Below are 16,495 nucleotides of genomic sequence, written 5' to 3' on the forward strand. Positions count from 1 at the left end.
GTAAGAGAAGGGCGACAACATGACCACCGAGACCAGCACATTGGGCACCATCGATGCCACAACTACCTTGTTGCAGGCGGAACTTCCGCGTCTGGAACAGCATCAGCAGGCACTCCGAAGCGAACTCGCAGCCGTCACCGAGCGGCTGGAGTCGGTGCGGACCGCGCTGACGGCGCTGCGTGCGCTGTCCGGTGCCGCGCTTCCGTCGTCGGAGGCGGCATCGCGGGCCGTCGAGGCGGAAGCCGCGGCGCAGAAGGAGAGTGCCGAAGCCGCGCACGTCGCCGAGGCCGGTGACGTGCGCGAGGGCGGCGCGGCTGTGGAGGGTGCTTCCGTGGAGGACACCCCCGCGGAGAGCGTTGCCGCTCCCCTGATCCCGCAGCAGGCACAGGACTCCCACGCCTCCGCGCAGGAGCCGCAGGAGCAGGCGGAGGAACCGCAGGAGCGGGCGAAGGCCGCTTCGGACCAGGAGGCGGAGTCGGGTCAGGAGGCGGAGTCCGCCACCGCGCCCGCGCGTCGCACCGCCCGCAAGGCCTCCGCTTCCAAGGGCCGCAAGCAGCCGGCGGTCAAGCCGAAGAGTGAGCGCGGGCAGGCGGCCAAGAAGGCCGCCGGTTCCAGGACTTCGGCCGCCAAGACCGCCAAGTCGGCCGGGACGGGCAAGCCGGCCCGGGCGAGCAAGGCGACGGTCTCCACCAAGGGAACCGGCTCCGCCAAGGCAGCCGACTCCGCCGATGCGGCCAAGAACGCCAAGGGCGCCAAGGACACCAAGTCGACGCAGGCCAAGGCGTCGAAGAAGACCGTGGCCTCCGCACCGGCCGTCGACGACAGCGGCAGCCTCACCGAGATGGTCATCAAGGTGCTCGCCACGTTCGGCGACACCCCCGTGCGTGCCCGTGAAGTCACAAAGGCCCTGGGCCGTGAGCTCACCCCCAACGGCATCAACACCGTGCGCAGCACCCTCGACCGGCTCGTCGGCACCTCCCGAGCCCACCGCGCCGGCCGGGGCCTCTACCAGGCTCCCGCCAGCTGATCCACCTCCCGCACGCTTTCCCCCGCACGCCTTCGGGCGTCCGGGAGAATCCGGCGCTCGCCCTCGTCATGACCCCTCGGGTCCGTGACGAGGGCACGCGCATTGTGTGCACCGTGCGGTGTGCGGCACGTCGTGCGCGGTAGATGGTGTGCGGCGCACATGATGCGCGGTCCTCGGTGTGTGGTGCGAGACGCGTTGTACGTGGTGCGTTATACGTGGTGCGCCGGCGAGATCGGTCGGAGTGGGGCGTGGATGCTGACGTCTCCGCACCGATGGTGCGTGCGCGAACCGGGCCTGCCGTGAGGCCGAAGCCGACGGACGCCGACGCGTATCAGCGGTAGTCCTCCGGATGGCCTTGCATCCACGTGTTGATGCGGTCGCGCGTGCCGAGCAGTTCGGAGCGGTGCTTCTCCGGGTTCGCCGCGGCAGCGTCTCCGTTCAGCGTCTTGTGCAGGGCCTTGATCCAGGCCAGTGGTTCCTCGAAGTGGCCGGAGCCTTGCGAGTCTGCCGTCATCGCTCTTTCCAGGCGCGAGAGTTCGTCGTTGACGCGTCCCAGGAGGTAGGCACAACCCGCCGATCCAGGTGTGCAGGTTTCGCCCAGGGTGGCCTGGAGACCCGCGAAGGCGTCGCGTACGGCCTCCGGTTTGCCGTGGTCGGCCTCGTCCCCCTCATCCGTCCCGACCTCCCCGGCGGTCTCCCTGCCCGGATCCGCCTCGTTCGCACCGCCGTTCGCCGCTCCGGCGCGGCCGGACGCGCCGGACGCCGCCGCGCGCGGAACGTCGTCCCCCGGTTCCTGCGATGCCTCCGCCCCGGAGCAGCCCGTCAGGAACGCCCCGAGGAGTGCGGCGACGACCGCGGTCGTCGTGACGGCTCTCGTACGTGTACGGACAGACATGAGGCCCCCTGGGCCGTCTTCAATCGGGCGGCGTTCGGCCGAAGACCGCCCGTTCGAAGACACGGCCCGGCGCTGTGGCCGGACCTTATCTCACCGGCCCCGCGTCATCGGGCTCCCGGCCCGTGATCAGCGACTGGAGTGCGGGCGCGTACAGGTCCGCGAGGCGTTCGGGGGTGGCCCGGGCACCGGCGCCTTCACGGTGGAGGCTGAGGGTCGCCCCGAGGCCGAGGAGGTGGCCGGCGAGCAGTTCGGCGCGCAGTGCGGCGTCGGGGCCGCGGAGGCGGGCGGTGAGGGCGTCGGTGACCTGTTCGTGAAAGCGGTCGCGGAGCAGGGAGCGTTCGTCGCGGTTGCCGAGCGAGAAGACGACCCGCAGCAGGGGGTCGGATTGCGTTTCCCGTCGGCGGTTCACCAGCGTCAGCACCATGTGGCGGCCCAGTGTGCCCAGCGGCGCGGCGAGGAGTTCCGCCGCCGCGGGGCCGAAGTCGGCGACGGTGTTGAAGAGTTCTTCCTTCCGGCCGAAGTGCTTGACGACCAGGGACGGGCTCACCCCGGCGTCGGCCGCGATCCCCCTGATGGTCACATCGGCGTACGGGCGCTGGGTGAACGCACGGCGGGCGGCGCGCAGGATCGCGTCCCGCCCTGTGCCCGGATCGCCCGAGGCCGTACCGGGGGCGACGGAAGCCCCACCCGGGCCGGGGGGCCGGGCCGGTACGGGGGCCTGGCCGCTGGTCATGCGCTCTCCTGGATCTCCTGGACCTCGTGGACCGGCGCCGATCGCGCGCGTTCCGTCCGGTCCGCCGAGGTGTCGCCGCTCTTCCCGACCGTACCCGTCACGGGCGTACGGCCGCCCGGCAGGCACAGGGTGACCAGCAGTGCCACGAGCGCCGCGCCCGCCGCGATCAGGAAGACGAGTTGGTAGGCGTGGAGTGTCGGGGCGGCCCGGCCGCCCACCTGGAACGTGAGGGCGGAGAGGACCGCGGCCACCGTCGCGCTGCAGCACGCCTGTCCGATCGACCGCATCAGGGTGTTGAGCCCGTTGGCCGCGCCCGTCTCACTGATCGGGACACCGCGCATCACCAGCGCGGGCAGCGCCGAGTACGCGAGGGCCGTGCCCGAGGCGACGACCGTCGCGCCGGCGATGATCAGCCACAGACTGTGGCTGGTGAAGTACCGCACCACATAACCGATCGCGATCACGGCGCCCGCCAGCGCCAGACTGACCTTGGGGCCGTACTTCCCGGAGATCCGGGCCGAAACCGGCGAGAGTGCCACCATCATCACGCCGCCCGGCAGCAGACACAGCCCGCTGACGACGAGCGAGGCGCCGAGCCCGTAGCCCGTCTCCTTCGGCTCCTGCACCATCTGGGCGGTGACCAGGGAGTTCGCATAGAAGGCGAAGCCGATCAACAGGGCGGCGATGTTGGTGAGCAGGACGGCCGGGCGAGCGGAGACCCGCAGATCGACCATCGGCGTCGGAACGCGGAGTTCGTACACCCCCCACGCCAGCGCCACCACGACGGCGGTCATCAGCAGGCCGACCGTGCGGGCGGACGTCCAGCCCCAGTCGGCGCCCTGGGTGACGGCGAGCAGCAGGCAGACCAGGGCGGCGGCCAGACCCAGGCCGCCGACGGCGTCGAACCGGCCGCGGGTGCGGAGCGGGGATTCGGGTACGTACCGGAGCACCAGCAGGACGTCGATGACGCCGATGGCCCCCGAGACCCAGAACATCGTGTGCCAGTCGAAGTTCTCGACGACGAGCGCGGCGACCGGCAGGCCGACCGCGGCGCCGATGCCGAGCGTCGAACTCATCAACGCCACCGCGGACAGCACCCGCTCGGGCGGGAGTTCGTCGCGCAGGATGCTGATGCCCAACGGGGCGACGGCGAGCGCAGCACCTTGCAGGGCGCGACCGGCGATCAGTACGCCGATGTGGGAGCTGACCGCGCACAGCACCGAGCCCAGCACCAGGACCATGAGCGAGGCGACGAGCACCCGCCGCTTGCCGTACATGTCACCGACCCGGCCCAGGACGGGGGTGAAGACGGCGCCGGTCAGCAGGGTGACGGTGACCAGCCAGCTCGCGGCGGCCGGAGTGGCGCCCGTGAGCCGGGGGATGTGCGGCAGCAGCGGTACGACGATCGTCTGCATGACCGCGACCACGACACCGCAGAAGGCCAGCACGCCGACGGCGAACCGAGGATGCGGGGCGGCGACGTCGGTCGGCGTCGAGGCGGGTATGTCCGCGGGCATGGTCCTCCGTACGGTGCGTCGACGGCGTGCCCTCGGGCCCTTCGGGGTCTTCGGGATCTTCGGGCGGCTCAGGCGGTACGCGGCACGAGGTGCACACTTGTTCACCGCTCAGGGTAAACGGCTGTGCACCCCCTCGGCGACAGAGAGTCCGGATCCCGCGTTAGCCTCGAAGTCCCGGGCCGGCGGCCCGGACGACACGGATGAGAAGGCGAAGGTGGCTGCGATGGCGAAGGTTCCGGCAGCGGCGGTGGCGGCGGGCGGACTGGTCGGCGGATACGCGGTCGCACGGTGGACCGGGAAGCGTCCGCTGGGCGGGGTCGCGCTGGCCGCCGCGGGTGGCGTCGCCGCGTACGAGTGGAACCGGCAGGCCGGGCGCTGCGCGGCCATCGGACTGACCGCGGCGTACCTCGCCGCGTTCGCCGGTTCGCACCCACTGGCCAAGAAGATCGGCGCCTGGCCCTCCGTCTTCGCGGTGGCGGGCGGCATGGCCGCGGCGTCGTGGGCGGTCACCCGCTGCTCCGGCTCCGCCTGCGCCGGGCGGGAACGGTGCGGCCGCGGCGCGAACGGGGCGTGACCGGGCACACCGTTCGGTGACCCGGCCCTCGGGCCGGGTCGGTCGCGGTGGTGCGGCCACTGCCGCGCACGGCAGCGCCGTGCCGGGGCGGCCCCCGTACGCCTTTGCCGCCCGCCCGCTTCGGGGTGGTCCCGGAGCGGCGCGTGCCCGGCCACCGCGTCCGCCGCTGCGGACTACGCCCCCAGCACCCGTGTCACCGTGTAGATCAGCAGCCCCGCCAGCGCACCCACCACCGTGCCGTTGATGCGGATGAACTGCAGGTCGCGGCCGATGTGCGCCTCGATCTTCCGCGATGTCTGTTCCGCGTCCCAGCTCGCGACCGTGTCGCTGATCAGCGAGGTGATCTCCGCGCGGTACGTCGTCACCACGTAGACCGCGGCGTCCTCCAGCCAGCCCTCCAGCTTGGCCTGCATCCGCTCGTCCGTCGCCAGCCGGGCGCCGAACGTCAGCAGCGAGGCCCGCGCCCGCAGCCGCAGTTCGCTCTGCTCGTCGTCCGCCGCCGTGATGATCATGGTGCGGAGCGACGCCCAGGCCGACGCGATGACGTCCTGGACCTCGCTGCGTCCCAGGATCTCCGACTTCAACCGCTCCACCCGCGCCCGGGTGTCCGGGTCCGTCTGGAGGTCGGCCGCGAAGTCGGTGAGGAAGGTGTCGATCGAGGCGCGCGCCGGATGCCCCGGCATGTCGCGCATCTCCGTGACGAAACGCAACAGTTCCTTGTAGACCCGCTCCCCCACCCGTCTGTCGACAAACCGCGGCGTCCAGCCCGGCGCACCGCCCTGCACCGCATCCATCACCGAGTCACCGTGCAACACCAGCCAGTCATGGGCCCGTACGCAGATCAGGTCCACCATCCTGCGATGGCCGCCGTCGGCGACGACTCTTTCCAGCATCTTGCCGAGACCGGGCGCGATCTCCACCGCGTTGGCCCGCCGGGTGATCGCCTCGCCCACCACGGCCTGCACATCGGAGTCCCGCAGCACCGTGAGCGCACCGCGCAGCGCGGTCGACAGTTCGGCGGTCACCCGGCCGGCATGGGCGGGTTCGGCCAGCCAGCCACCGAGCCGTCCGCCGATGCCGAGGGCATGGATGCGTCCGCGCACCACATCGGCGGAGAGGAAGTTCTCGCCGACGAAGGAGCCCAGGGACTGCCCGAGCTGGTCCTTCTTGGTGGGAATGATGGCGGTGTGCGGGATAGGCAGGCCGAGCGGACGCTTGAACAGGGCCGTCACGGCGAACCAGTCAGCCAGTGCACCCACCATCCCCGCCTCCGCCGCCGCGGCGACGAAGCCCGGCCAGCCGCCCACTCCCGCGTGCTTCGCCCAGGTGGCGAGCACGTACACGAGCGCGACCAGCAGGAGGAGACCCGTGGCCGTGGCCTTCATCCGGCGCACACCGCGCCGCTTCTCCTCGTCGGCGGCGGTGTACGCGAACGAGGCGAGCGTGGTGGGACGACCACCGGGTGCGGGACGAGCCGCGCCCGCCGTCCGCTCCGAGGTACGCTGCGGCCGCCCCGCGCCCTGTTCACCGGGGTTGCCGGAACTACCGGGGTTACCGGGGTCACCGGGGCCGCTGGCTCCATCGGCCCGTCTGGCTCCGTCAGCCCTGCTGGTTCCACTGATCCCACTGTTCCCGCTGGTCCTGTCGGACCCTTCGGCCAGCCCGGCCTCTCCAGCCCCGGCCCCAGCCGACTCGTCGGCCTCGGCAGACCGCTCAGCCCCACTGGTCCCGCTGGCCCCACCGGCCCCGTCGGACCCTTCGGCCAGCCCGGCCTCTCCAGCCCCAGCCCCAACCGACTCATCGGCCCCAGCAGCCCCAGCAGCCCCATCGGGCCGACCAGCCCCATCACCCCCCTCAGCCCCGTTGGCCCCGCCAGTCCTGTCGGTCCGTTCCATCGCTCCACCCGTCCGCGTACGCATCACCCCCGGTGTCCCGTACGCATTGTGCCTGTCTGTCCTACTCCCGGCCCGCGCTTCGAGTTCCCGAGGCCTGCCCCATCATGGGACCAGCCCGACACGTACAAGGAGAATCACCGTCCATGCCCAGGCGCCGGGAACATGCCCCGCTCATCGCCCTCGTGGCGGCCACCGCCGCACTCGCCGCCGGGGCCGTGTCCACCGGTCCGCTGCTCTTCGCCGGGGACCGGCCCCTCTCCGACACCGGCTCGGTCGCGGGGCCCGGCACCGACCCGTACGCCGGTTCGGGACCGGGATCGGAATCCGGCACGGGGCCGGACGCCGGTACGCCCCCGCACCGGGTCACCGCGCCGGTGCCCGCCACTTCACCCGCTCCGTTCCCGGCGACTCCGTCGGCCTCGTCTCCCAGGCCCGCCATCCCGGCCCCGTCGGCCTCCTCCGCCCGCTCCTTTGGCCTCTGGCTCAGCACCTGGTCGGCGGCGCCCACGGCCGGGCTGACCGAGGCCCCGCCCGGCGACGGCCCGGTCCGGCGCACCATCCACAACGTCGTGCACACCAGCATCGGCGGCGATGCGGCGCGCATCACCCTGTCCAACGTCTTCGGTACCCACCCGTTGGTCGTGGACCACGCCGTGGTCAACACACGGCCCGTGACGTTCCGGGGCGCCACCGGAGTGACGATCGCCGCGGGCGGGCAGGTCGTCAGCGACCCGGTCGCCGTCCCGGTCGCAGCCGACGCGGATCTCGTCGTCACCCTGCGCACCCCGGCCGCCGAGGGTCCTGTGACCGCACACCCGCGCGGCCACCAGACGTCGTACCTGGAGGACGGGCAGGGCGTCCGGCGCACCACCGACTGGCGCTATCTCACCGCCGTCGATGTCCGCGGCACGGCCGCGGCCGGAACGATAGCGGTGATCGGCGACTCCCTGACCGCCGGCACCGGCTCCACGCCCGACACGAACAACCGCTGGCCCGACGTGCTCGCCGACCGGCTGCACGGACGCTACGCAGTGGTGAACGCCGGCATCGCGGGCAATCGCGTGCTGCGCGACGGCACGGGGGTACGGGCGAGTGCCCGCTTCGACCGCGACGCCCTGGACGTCACCGGGGTGCGGACCGTCGTCATCGCCCTCGGCATCAATGACGTGCAGAAGCACCCGCAGGAGACCGATCCGCGCCGCATAGCGGATGCCCTGCGTTCCCTGACGCTGCGAGCCCACGCCCGCGGAGTGCGGGTCGTCGGGGCGACGCTGATGCCGTACGAGGGGTACCGCACCTGGACGCCCGAGCGGAACGCCGTACGGGAACGGGTCAACGAGCTGATCCGAGCGGGCGGGATCTTCGACTCGGTCATCGACTTCGACGCCGTGGCCCGAGACCCGCGCCGCCCGACTCGGTTGTTGCCCGCCTACGACTCCGGCGACCATCTCCACCTGAATGACAAGGGATACCGGCGACTCGGTTCGTCCGTGGATCTGGCGAACTTGGTGGCTCCGGTGAGCTCGGTGGACTCGGTGGGCCAAGCACTCTCGGACCGTTCTGCGGGGCAGCCCTCAAAGAGCGTCCCGTGAAAGAGCGTCCCGCGCCTCAGCCCTTCTCCAGCCGTCCGCGCTCGCGACCGTCCCGCTCCTCCAGCTCTCGTGCCTGCTCCGCCTCCTTGAGCCGCTGCCGCTCCACCTTGCTGCGCTTGCGCTCCACGCCGACGCCCCCCATGAGTGCGAAACCGGTGATCCGCACCCGCGGCGAGTCCGGTGACGGCGTGCCTTCGTCCTTCGAGCTCTCCCCGAAGCCGCCCATGATGCCGATGCCTCTGACCTCGACATTCAGCTCCGGAGGAGCCGTCACATGGATACCGCCCATGATCGTGAGACAGCGGATGACCACCTCGCGGTCTTCGAAGTTGGCCTCGCGCAGGTCGATTTCACCACCGCCCCACATCGCGAACGCGTTGAACTTCCGGCCCACCGTCCAGTTCCCCCGGCGGCCGAAGCCTCCAAAGAACGCGAACGCGCCGCCCGACGTGGCGGGCTTGCCGACCCGGTCCGCCCACCGCAGCTCCGATCCGGTCGCGGCACGTTGGGGGGACGTGCCGGACGGGGCCGCCATCGTGCCCGGTGCCGGCAGGTCGCGGACGAGCGGTTCCAACTCCCCGTACGTACGGGCCTTGTAGGCCGCATCGAGCCGCTGCTCGAACTCCTCCATCTCCAGCCGGCCCTCGGCCACCGCCTCACGCAGTGTTTCGGCGATGCGCTCACGTTCGGCATCGGAGGCACGCATTTCGGGAAGGTCACTTGTCATAAAGCGAAGCCTATTGAACGCGCGCGCTTCCGTCACCGCTCCACCTTCGCCCCCGCCCCGTCGTCCCGCGCCTCGGTCGGGTCCGCCTCCGTTCCTGCTCCGTCCTCCCGCGCATTTGTCCCGCCTTCCCGCGCGTTCCTCCCGCCTTCCCCCGCGTTCTCCCCCGCCTCCCGCGCCCGCGTGCCGTCGCCCGACGCGTACATCTTCGCGATCACCGCCTCGATGTCGGGCTCCCGTACCGACAGGTCGACCAACGGATGGTCCGCGGCGATCCGGGCGACCAGCGGTGCGGCCGACTCCGCGGCCGGGAAGGACAACCACTGGCGCGTCCCCTCCACCTTCACCGTGCGGACGAAAGGTGCCGACTCCAGTCGAATGGGCGGGAGTTCGCATTCCAGGTCGACCACCAGCATCCGCTCGCTCCGCCCCACCTCGTGCAGTCCGGCGAGCGAGCCGTCATACATCAGCCGACCGTGGTCGATCACCATCACGCGCTTGCACAACTGCTCGATGTCTGTCAGATCGTGCGTGGTCAGCAACACCGTCGTGCCCTGCTCAGCGTTCAAGTCCCTCAGAAACCCACGGACCTTGGCCTTGGACACGACATCCAGCCCGATCGTCGGCTCGTCCAGGTACAGCACCTCGGGATCGTGCAGCAGGGCCGCCGCGATGTCGCCGCGCATCCGCTGCCCCAGGGACAGTTGCCGTACGGGCACATCCAGCAGGTCACCGAGATCGAGGAGTTCCACGCACCGGTCCAGGTTCTTGCGGTAACGGGCGTCGGGGATCCGGTACATCCGGTGCATCAGCCGGTAGGAGTCGCGCAGCGGCAGGTCCCACCACAGCGTGGTGCGCTGGCCGAACACCACGCCGATCCGGTGCGCCAGCCTCGTCCGCTCCCTGGACGGGTCGATGCCCGCCACCCGCAGCCGACCCCCGCTCGGGGTGAGGATGCCGGTCAGCATCTTGATCGTGGTCGACTTTCCGGCACCGTTCGGACCGATGTATCCGACCATCTCGCCGCGCGGCACCCGGAAGCTGATCGAATCGACGGCTCGCACCTGGCGGCGATCACGACGCAGGAACCCGGTTTTGCGGCGCACCTCGAAGACCTTCTCGACGTTGTCGAGCACGATGAACTCGCTGTCGGCACCGGCGTCGCCCCTTTTCCCCGAACGGGTACCGGTCTCCGCTTCCGCCTCTGCTGCCATCTCCAACGCCCCTGTCCCTGTCTCTGTCCCTGTTCTTGCGGTGCCTCACGCTGTCCTGCCCCGCCGCCCCCGTGCCCGCTCCGGTGCCCGCTCCCGCACCGGCGGCCCCATGCCCTGGCGTCGCGCGCTCGTTTGACTGTGCTCTCGGCCCCCCGTGCTCTCGACTGCCCGTGCGCTCAACTGCCCGTGCTGCGGTACGCGCGCAGGCCCTTGCGCCAGGCCAGGCCCGCGCCCGCCCAGCACACGGCGGCCACCACCGGAGGCAGGAACGCGACCCACTCCGGCAGCCCCAGCGGGTACTCCCGGCCCAGCACGTACAGCGCGGGCAGCCAGTTCACGAATGCCAGCGGCACCACGAACGTCACCCCGCGCACCAGATCCTTGGCGAAGATCGACGGCGGGTACTGGAGCAGTGTGTTTCCACCGTACGTGAAGGAGTTCTGCACCTCGGAGGCGTCCTGCGCGACGAACTGGAACGCCGCCCCGGCCACGAACACCGCCGCGAAGATCGCCGCCCCGCTCAGCAGCATCAGCGGAATCATCGCCGTCTTCAGCGGCGTCCACTCCACCTCCAGCACCACCAGCGCATACCCGAGGACCAACGCGCCCTGCGTGATGCGCCCCAGTCGGTGCGGCGCGAACCGGTCCGCCGCGACCTGGGCCAACACCGGCACCGGCCGCACCAGCAGCGTGTCCAGCGTGCCGTCGCGCACCCGTCGGCCCAGCCGGTCCATCGAGCCCATCACCAGATCGGCCAGACCGAACGCGGTACCCGAGGCCCCGTACAGCAGGGCGATCTCCGGCAGCGAGTAACCATCCAACACGTCGACGTGCGAGAACATCAGCAGGATCGCGACGAAGTCGAAGGCGGTCGCCGCGAAGTTCCCGAACACGGTCATCGCGAACGAGGCCCGGTACGCCATCGTGGAGCGCAGCCACATCGCCGCGATCAGCCCGTACGCCCGAACGCCCTCGACGAGGCGCCGCCGCTCGTCGAACGCCACCGCGGCCCCACCTCCCACGGGCGCGCCCAGGGCCCTCGCCCCCGGCTTCGCTGTCCTTTCCGCCTCCTCCGTCGCGCCGACCGTCTCAGCCACCCTGGACCACCACCCTCCGCGTCGCCACCGACTGGACCAGCCGTCCCACCAGCAGCAGCGCCAGTGCCCAGCCGCCCTGGAACGCGTATGCCTCCAACAGCCCCCACCCCGTGCGCTTGCCGAGAAACACGTCGGCCGGCACCTGGAGCAGCGACGACCACGGCAGCATCCGCGCCACCTCGCCCAGCACTCCGGGGAACAACGTCAGCGGCAGCAGCATCCCGGAGAAGAACAACCCGGCCAGGGACGTCATCTGCGACACCCCCGCACCGTCCAGCAGCCAGAACGCCGAGAGCGCCACCAGATAGCGGATCGCGAAACTGACGACGACCCCCAGCGCCACCGAGACGAGGAAGGCCGCCCAGACCCCCGGCGAGGTCGGCAAGGCGAGTTCGAAGGCGAGCGCCCCCAGCAGCATCGGCACCACACCACGCCCCAGGAGATGGAACGCCGCTCGCCCCACATCGCCTGCCAGCCACCACAGTTGGAGGTCAGCCGGCCGGTAGAGATCGACGGCCACGTCACCCGTGCGGATTCGCTCGATCAATTCGTCCTGGAAACTGCCGCCCATCATGGCGCAGGTCATCAGCAGCGCCTGTCCCAGCCACACGTAGGTGAGCGCCTGAGGCATGTCGTAGCCGCCGAGGTGCGGGCGCTCGTCCCACAGCGCCACATAGGTGTAGGCCATGATGAAGCCGAAGACGGTGTTGGTGAACACTCCCGCCGCCGTGGCGGTCCGGTACGTGGCGTAACGCCGGAACCCGCCCACCGCCACCAGCGCGTACAAGCGCACGACCCCGCTCCCGTCACCCAGGTGCCGAGCCGTCGTCAGGCACCAAAGTGCGTGACGTTACCCCCATGCGGGCGGTCGCCGCGAGCGCTTTTCGGCCGTCGATCCGGTGCGTATTCCCCAGAAAAGTGCACTATGGGGGAAGTGACCGCAGCCGAGGAGTCTGCACCGACATGAGCGACGAGCCACAGCAGCCGAGCGGGAGACACGAACCCGGCAACCGGCCCTCCGGGGCCCCGTCCGCCCGCGCCGACAGCAGCACCGGCACCACCGGCATCACCGACCCCGCCGACAGGAACAACAGCAACGGCGGCGCCGACCGCACCGGCGCCGACACCACCGGCGGCACCGGCCGGGACGGCGTCAAAGAGACCGACCGGAACAACGCCGAGCACCCCGACACCACCACCAACGCCGACCCCGGCCGGCTCGACGGCGGCACCGACGAGCCGGAGCGGCACGGACGCCCCGAACGGACCGGGCGACGCCGGGCCGTCTCCTTCCTGCGGACCACCATCGGCACCCTGCTCCTCGCGGGCCTGCTCCTGCTCGGCGGCCTCATCGCCGGATACGAACTCGTCGACATCCCGGCCGCCAACGCCAGCGCCACCGCGCAGTCCAACGTCTACCTCTACCGGGACGGCAGCGTCATCGCCCGCTCCGGCAGGGTCAACCGGGAGAACGTCAAGCTCTCCCAGGTCCCGCTCACCGTCCAGCGCGCCGTTCTCGCCGCGGAGGACCGCGACTTCTACTCCGAACGGGCCATCGACCTCAAAGCCATGACCCGCGCCGCCTGGAACACCCTCACCGGCAAGGGCACCCAGGGCGGATCGACCATCACCCAGCAGTACGTCAAGAACTACTACCTCGGTCAGGAACAGACCGTCGTCCGGAAGGTCAAGGAGCTCTTCATCGCGGTCAAACTCAACCGCGAACAGCCCAAGAGCCGAATCCTGGAGGGCTACCTCAACACCAGCTACTTCGGCCGCAACGCCTACGGCATCCAGGCCGCCGCCCAGGCCTACTACGGCAAGGACGTCGGGCAGATCACCACCGCCCAGGGCGCCTACCTCGCCTCCCTGCTCAACGCCCCCAGCGCCTACGACGTCGTCGTCCACCCCGAGAACAGGGCCTCGGTCCTCGCCCGTTGGAACTACGTCCTCGACGGCATGGTCAAGGAGAAGTGGATCGGCGCCGGTGAACGGGCCGCCATGGGATTCCCCGTGCCCGGCAAGGTCAAGCCGCCCACCGGGCTCTCCGGGCAGCGCGGCTACATCGTCCAGGCCGTCGACGACTACCTCACCGGCCACGGTGTCGTCGACGAGAACACCCTGGCCGCCGGCGGCTACCGGATCACCACCACCCTGGAGAAGAAGAAGCAGGACGCCCTCGTCAAGGCCGTCGACGACAACGTCAACTCCCAGACCAGCACCGAGCGCGACATCGACCGCTACGTCCGCGTCGGCGGCGCCTCCATCGACCCCGCCACCGGCCGGGTCGTCGCCATGTACGGCGGCGTCGACTACACCAAGCAGTACGTGAACAACGCGACCCGCCGGGACTACCAGGTCGGCTCCACCTTCAAGCCGTTCGTCTTCGCCGCCGCCGTCGTCAACGGCTCCACCACCCAGGGTGGTCGCCGCATCACCCCCGCCACCGTCTACGACGGCACCACCAAACGCACGGTCCAGGGCCCGAGCGGCCCCACCGGCTACGCCCCCGCCAACGAGGACGATCGGAGCTACGGGCACATCACCGTGAGCGCGGCCACCGACCGGTCCGTCAACGCCGTCTACGCCCAGATGGCCCAGGACGTCGGCCCCGCCAAGGTCGGACAGACCGCGGTCGCCCTCGGCATCCCCAAGAACACCCCCGATCTCACCGCGTCACCGTCCATCGCCCTCGGCGTCGCCACCGCCAGCGTCCTCGACATGACCGAGGCCTACGCCACCCTCGCCAGCCATGGCGTGCACCACGCGCACATCCTCGTCGACAAGGTCGGCAAGGACGGCGAGGACCTGACGCTCCCCGACCGGAGCACCGGACAGGCCGTCACCCGTCAAGCCGCCGACACCACCACCTGGATCCTCCAGAACGTCGTCGAGGACGGCACCGGCACCGCCGCCCAGTCCGCCGGCCGTTCCGCCGCGGGCAAGACCGGCACCGCCGAGGAGGACCGGGCCGCCTGGTTCGCCGGCTACACCCCCGACCTCGCCACCGTCATCGCGGTCATGGGACAGGACCCCAAGACCGGCGCGCAGAAGTCGCTCTACGGGGCGCTCGGGCTGTCCCGTATGAGCGGGGGCGGACCGCCCGCCCAGATCTGGGGCCAGTACACCGGTGCGGCGCTGCTCGGCGCCGCGGCCAAGGGCTTCGACCTCCACCTCCAAAGCGGCTTCGACGAGTCGGACGTCTACGCCGAGTGGGACGACCCCTACGACACCGGGAGGTACGGCACCAGAAGGCCGTACGACAACCCGTACGGCACCAGAAGGCCGTACGACAACCCGTACGGCAGCAGAAGGCCGTACGACAACCTGTACGGCGCCCCGCCGCACCGCCCGAAGCCCAGTCCGTCCGCCGGACCGCACAAGCCGGGGAGCGGGAAACCGTCCGTGGGCGGCGGCACGGAGACCGGAGCCGGTACCAGCGCCGGGAGCGGTGCCGGAACCGGTGGCAGTACCGGAGCCGTCGGCGGGAGCCACGGCCCCGGCGGCGGAGTCCACCATGACCACCAGGGCCCGGTCGGCGGCGGCGCTCCCGCGCCGCCGGTCACGCACGCCCCCGGGGCCACGCCGTCGCCCCACGGAACCGTGGCACCACATCAGTGACCGGAGGTCGCCTTCAGCCCCACGACGGCCACCAGCAGCAGACAGACGAAGAAGATCCGGGCGGCGGTCGCCGGCTCACCCAGGACCATCATGCCGATCACCGCCGCCCCCGCCGCACCGATGCCCACCCACACGCCGTACGCCGTACCGATCGGCAACGTCCTCGCCGCATGCGACAGCAGCACCATGCTCACCACGATCCCGGCCCCGGTGAACACACTCGGCCAGAGCTTCGTGAAGCCCTCGGTGTACTTCATCCCTATCGACCAGGCCACTTCCAGCAGACCGGCGAGCACCAGCAGAAACCACGCCATGACGGCACCTCCGACGAAACAGAACACGCGAAACAACAGGGGTGCGTCGTCTTTGCGAATCCCGGTACGGCGCGTCTCGTCGGGTCGGTCCACCGTAGCAAAACGCGCACAAAGGGCCTGGTGATCCTGGTCACCGGACCCCGCTCGGCAGGAACCGGCCCCGCCGCTCCCGTCCGCACGCCCTCACGCCACCGCACGCGCTGCACCGGCCACCGAAGAACGGTGCCGGCACCGAAGGACCGGGCTCACCCCAGGGACCGAGCCGCACGAGCCACCGACAGCACCGGCCACGGGCGGACCGCGAAAGCCACGCCATGGGCAAAACCGGCTCACCCTCAGGTACAGCGCGGGCCGCGAACAGGCCGGAACACGTACAGCGCTGGCTGCGTACAGCGTGGGCCGCGAACGGGAGGCCGCGAACAGACCGGCCAGGAACGGCGCGCCCTACAGATACAGCCCGGTCGAATCCTCCGACCCCTCGAACCGGTCCGCCGCCACCGCGTGCAGATCCCGCTCACGCATCAGCACGTACGCCACACCGCGCACCTCGACCTCCGCCCGGTCCTCCGGGTCGAACAGCACCCGGTCCCCCGGCTCCACCGTCCGCACGTTCTGGCCCACGGCGACCACCACCGCCCAGGCCAGCCGACGGCCGACCGCGGCCGTCGCCGGAATCAGGATCCCGCCGCCCGAACGCCGCTCGCCCTCCGGCGCATCGGACCGAACCAGCACACGGTCGTGCAACATACGAATGGGCAGCTTGTCGTCGGTGTTGTTCTCACTCACGACCCGCAACCTACCTGTCCGATGCCGTTCCGCACGCCTCCGGGGTGTACAGACCTCCGCATCAGCTCTTCCGTCGCTTTCTCGACGTGGCGATCAACCCCACGACACCGACCGCCAGCAGGGCCACGGGAACGACACGCTCCAGGCGCGGGGCCCCGTCCTCGGTCACGAACTGCGCCTTCACATCCGACACCGCCCGGTTCACCGCGACGAAGGCCCGGCCGGCCGTCCGGTCCACCGCCTCGGCGGCCTTGGCCTTCGCGTCGTCCATGATCGTCTTCGGGTGCACCCGCATCCCGATCTCATCGAGCACCACCGCGAGCTGTTCACGCCTGCTGATGATGTCCGCCTCGATCTGCGCAGGGGTCCTGGCATCCGACACCGCGCCGCCTCCGTGGTCCTTGTCCGTCAATCTTCATCGACAGTCTGTCAGCTCGGCCGCCCCCGCACCCGTCGGCACCCCTATTACGCTCGGTCCCGTACACCGCACGCGCCACCCGAGGAGA

15 protein-coding genes and 1 riboswitch are annotated in these 16,495 nt (G+C 70.9%); of the genes, 4 read left to right on the forward strand and 11 right to left on the reverse strand.

Features of this window, described 5'->3' with window-relative positions:
• Nucleotides 1-19: 19 nt before the first annotated feature.
• Entirely contained in the window at nt 20-1,027 is a 1,008-nt protein-coding gene (locus tag ACIHCL_RS04660; protein ID WP_399856850.1) for a hypothetical protein, read from the forward strand.
• 331 nt (nt 1,028-1,358) lie between these two features.
• On the opposite strand, the gene ACIHCL_RS04665 is transcribed toward ACIHCL_RS04660, so the two are convergent.
• The 3 genes from ACIHCL_RS04665 to ACIHCL_RS04675 all read right to left on the reverse strand — a co-directional run bounded on the left by ACIHCL_RS04665 (nt 1,359) and on the right by ACIHCL_RS04675 (nt 4,172).
• Nucleotides 1,359-1,922 (reverse strand): hypothetical protein, encoded by a 564-nt coding sequence (locus ACIHCL_RS04665; protein ID WP_399856852.1) that lies wholly within the window; start codon nt 1,920-1,922, stop codon nt 1,359-1,361.
• 85 nt (nt 1,923-2,007) lie between these two features.
• Nucleotides 2,008-2,655, reverse strand: coding sequence for a TetR family transcriptional regulator (locus tag ACIHCL_RS04670; RefSeq protein ID WP_399856853.1), 648 nt, complete (start codon nt 2,653-2,655; stop codon nt 2,008-2,010).
• Nucleotides 2,652-4,172, reverse strand: a complete 1,521-nt coding sequence (locus tag ACIHCL_RS04675; RefSeq protein WP_399856855.1) for an MFS transporter — start codon at nt 4,170-4,172, stop codon at nt 2,652-2,654. The genes ACIHCL_RS04670 and ACIHCL_RS04675 overlap by 4 nt, the downstream gene beginning before the upstream one ends.
• Before the next feature lie 223 nt (nt 4,173-4,395).
• Here ACIHCL_RS04675 and ACIHCL_RS04680 point away from each other — a divergent pair, with 223 nt between their 5' ends.
• Nucleotides 4,396-4,746 (forward strand): hypothetical protein, encoded by a 351-nt coding sequence (locus tag ACIHCL_RS04680; RefSeq protein ID WP_399856857.1) that lies wholly within the window; start codon nt 4,396-4,398, stop codon nt 4,744-4,746.
• Between the two features lie 173 nt (nt 4,747-4,919).
• Here the strand turns inward: ACIHCL_RS04680 and ACIHCL_RS04685 are convergent, their stop codons facing one another.
• Entirely contained in the window at nt 4,920-6,641 is a 1,722-nt protein-coding gene (locus ACIHCL_RS04685) for a DUF445 domain-containing protein (RefSeq protein ID WP_399856859.1), read from the reverse strand.
• 143 nt (nt 6,642-6,784) lie between these two features.
• On the opposite strand from ACIHCL_RS04685, the gene ACIHCL_RS04690 reads away from it, so the two are divergent.
• Nucleotides 6,785-8,233: a GDSL-type esterase/lipase family protein gene (locus tag ACIHCL_RS04690; RefSeq protein ID WP_399856861.1), complete on the forward strand. Its 1,449-nt coding sequence runs from the start codon at nt 6,785-6,787 to the stop codon at nt 8,231-8,233.
• Between the two features lie 16 nt (nt 8,234-8,249).
• Here the strand turns inward: ACIHCL_RS04690 and ACIHCL_RS04695 are convergent, their stop codons facing one another.
• From ACIHCL_RS04695 to ACIHCL_RS04710, 4 genes are all read right to left on the reverse strand, one after another.
• Nucleotides 8,250-8,939 carry a DUF1707 domain-containing protein gene (locus ACIHCL_RS04695; protein ID WP_399857156.1) on the reverse strand — a complete coding sequence of 230 codons (690 nt, stop codon included), beginning with the start codon at nt 8,937-8,939 and terminating at the stop codon, nt 8,250-8,252.
• 53 nt (nt 8,940-8,992) lie between these two features.
• Nucleotides 8,993-10,171 carry an ATP-binding cassette domain-containing protein gene (locus tag ACIHCL_RS04700; RefSeq protein ID WP_399856863.1) on the reverse strand — a complete coding sequence of 393 codons (1,179 nt, stop codon included), beginning with the start codon at nt 10,169-10,171 and terminating at the stop codon, nt 8,993-8,995.
• A 176-nt stretch (nt 10,172-10,347) separates the two neighbouring features.
• A complete protein-coding gene (locus ACIHCL_RS04705) occupies nt 10,348-11,205 on the reverse strand; it encodes an ABC transporter permease (RefSeq protein ID WP_399857157.1) in 858 nt (285 codons plus the stop codon).
• Between the two features lie 55 nt (nt 11,206-11,260).
• Complete coding sequence (locus ACIHCL_RS04710) at nt 11,261-12,061, reverse strand: ABC transporter permease (protein WP_399856865.1); 801 nt, start codon at nt 12,059-12,061, stop codon at nt 11,261-11,263.
• 170 nt (nt 12,062-12,231) lie between these two features.
• Here ACIHCL_RS04710 and ACIHCL_RS04715 point away from each other — a divergent pair, with 170 nt between their 5' ends.
• Complete coding sequence (locus tag ACIHCL_RS04715) at nt 12,232-14,889, forward strand: transglycosylase domain-containing protein (protein WP_399856866.1); 2,658 nt, start codon at nt 12,232-12,234, stop codon at nt 14,887-14,889.
• On the opposite strand, the gene ACIHCL_RS04720 is transcribed toward ACIHCL_RS04715, so the two are convergent.
• From ACIHCL_RS04720 to ACIHCL_RS04730, 3 genes are all read right to left on the reverse strand, one after another.
• Nucleotides 14,883-15,203, reverse strand: a complete 321-nt coding sequence (locus tag ACIHCL_RS04720) for a DMT family transporter (protein WP_399856868.1) — start codon at nt 15,201-15,203, stop codon at nt 14,883-14,885. The two genes, ACIHCL_RS04715 and ACIHCL_RS04720, sit on opposite strands and share 7 nt — an antisense overlap.
• 40 nt (nt 15,204-15,243) lie before the next feature.
• Nucleotides 15,244-15,302: riboswitch (guanidine-III (ykkC-III) riboswitch) on the reverse strand.
• A gap of 345 nt (nt 15,303-15,647) precedes the next feature.
• Nucleotides 15,648-15,950: a co-chaperone GroES gene (locus ACIHCL_RS04725; protein WP_107430514.1), complete on the reverse strand. Its 303-nt coding sequence runs from the start codon at nt 15,948-15,950 to the stop codon at nt 15,648-15,650.
• Between the two features lie 100 nt (nt 15,951-16,050).
• A complete protein-coding gene (locus tag ACIHCL_RS04730; RefSeq protein WP_399856870.1) occupies nt 16,051-16,371 on the reverse strand; it encodes a DUF3618 domain-containing protein in 321 nt (106 codons plus the stop codon).
• Between the last annotated feature and the right edge of the window lie 124 nt (nt 16,372-16,495).

The sequence above is a fragment of the Streptomyces sp. NPDC052042 genome, assembly GCF_044548345.1.
Taxonomy (GTDB): Bacteria; Actinomycetota; Actinomycetes; order Streptomycetales; family Streptomycetaceae; genus Streptomyces.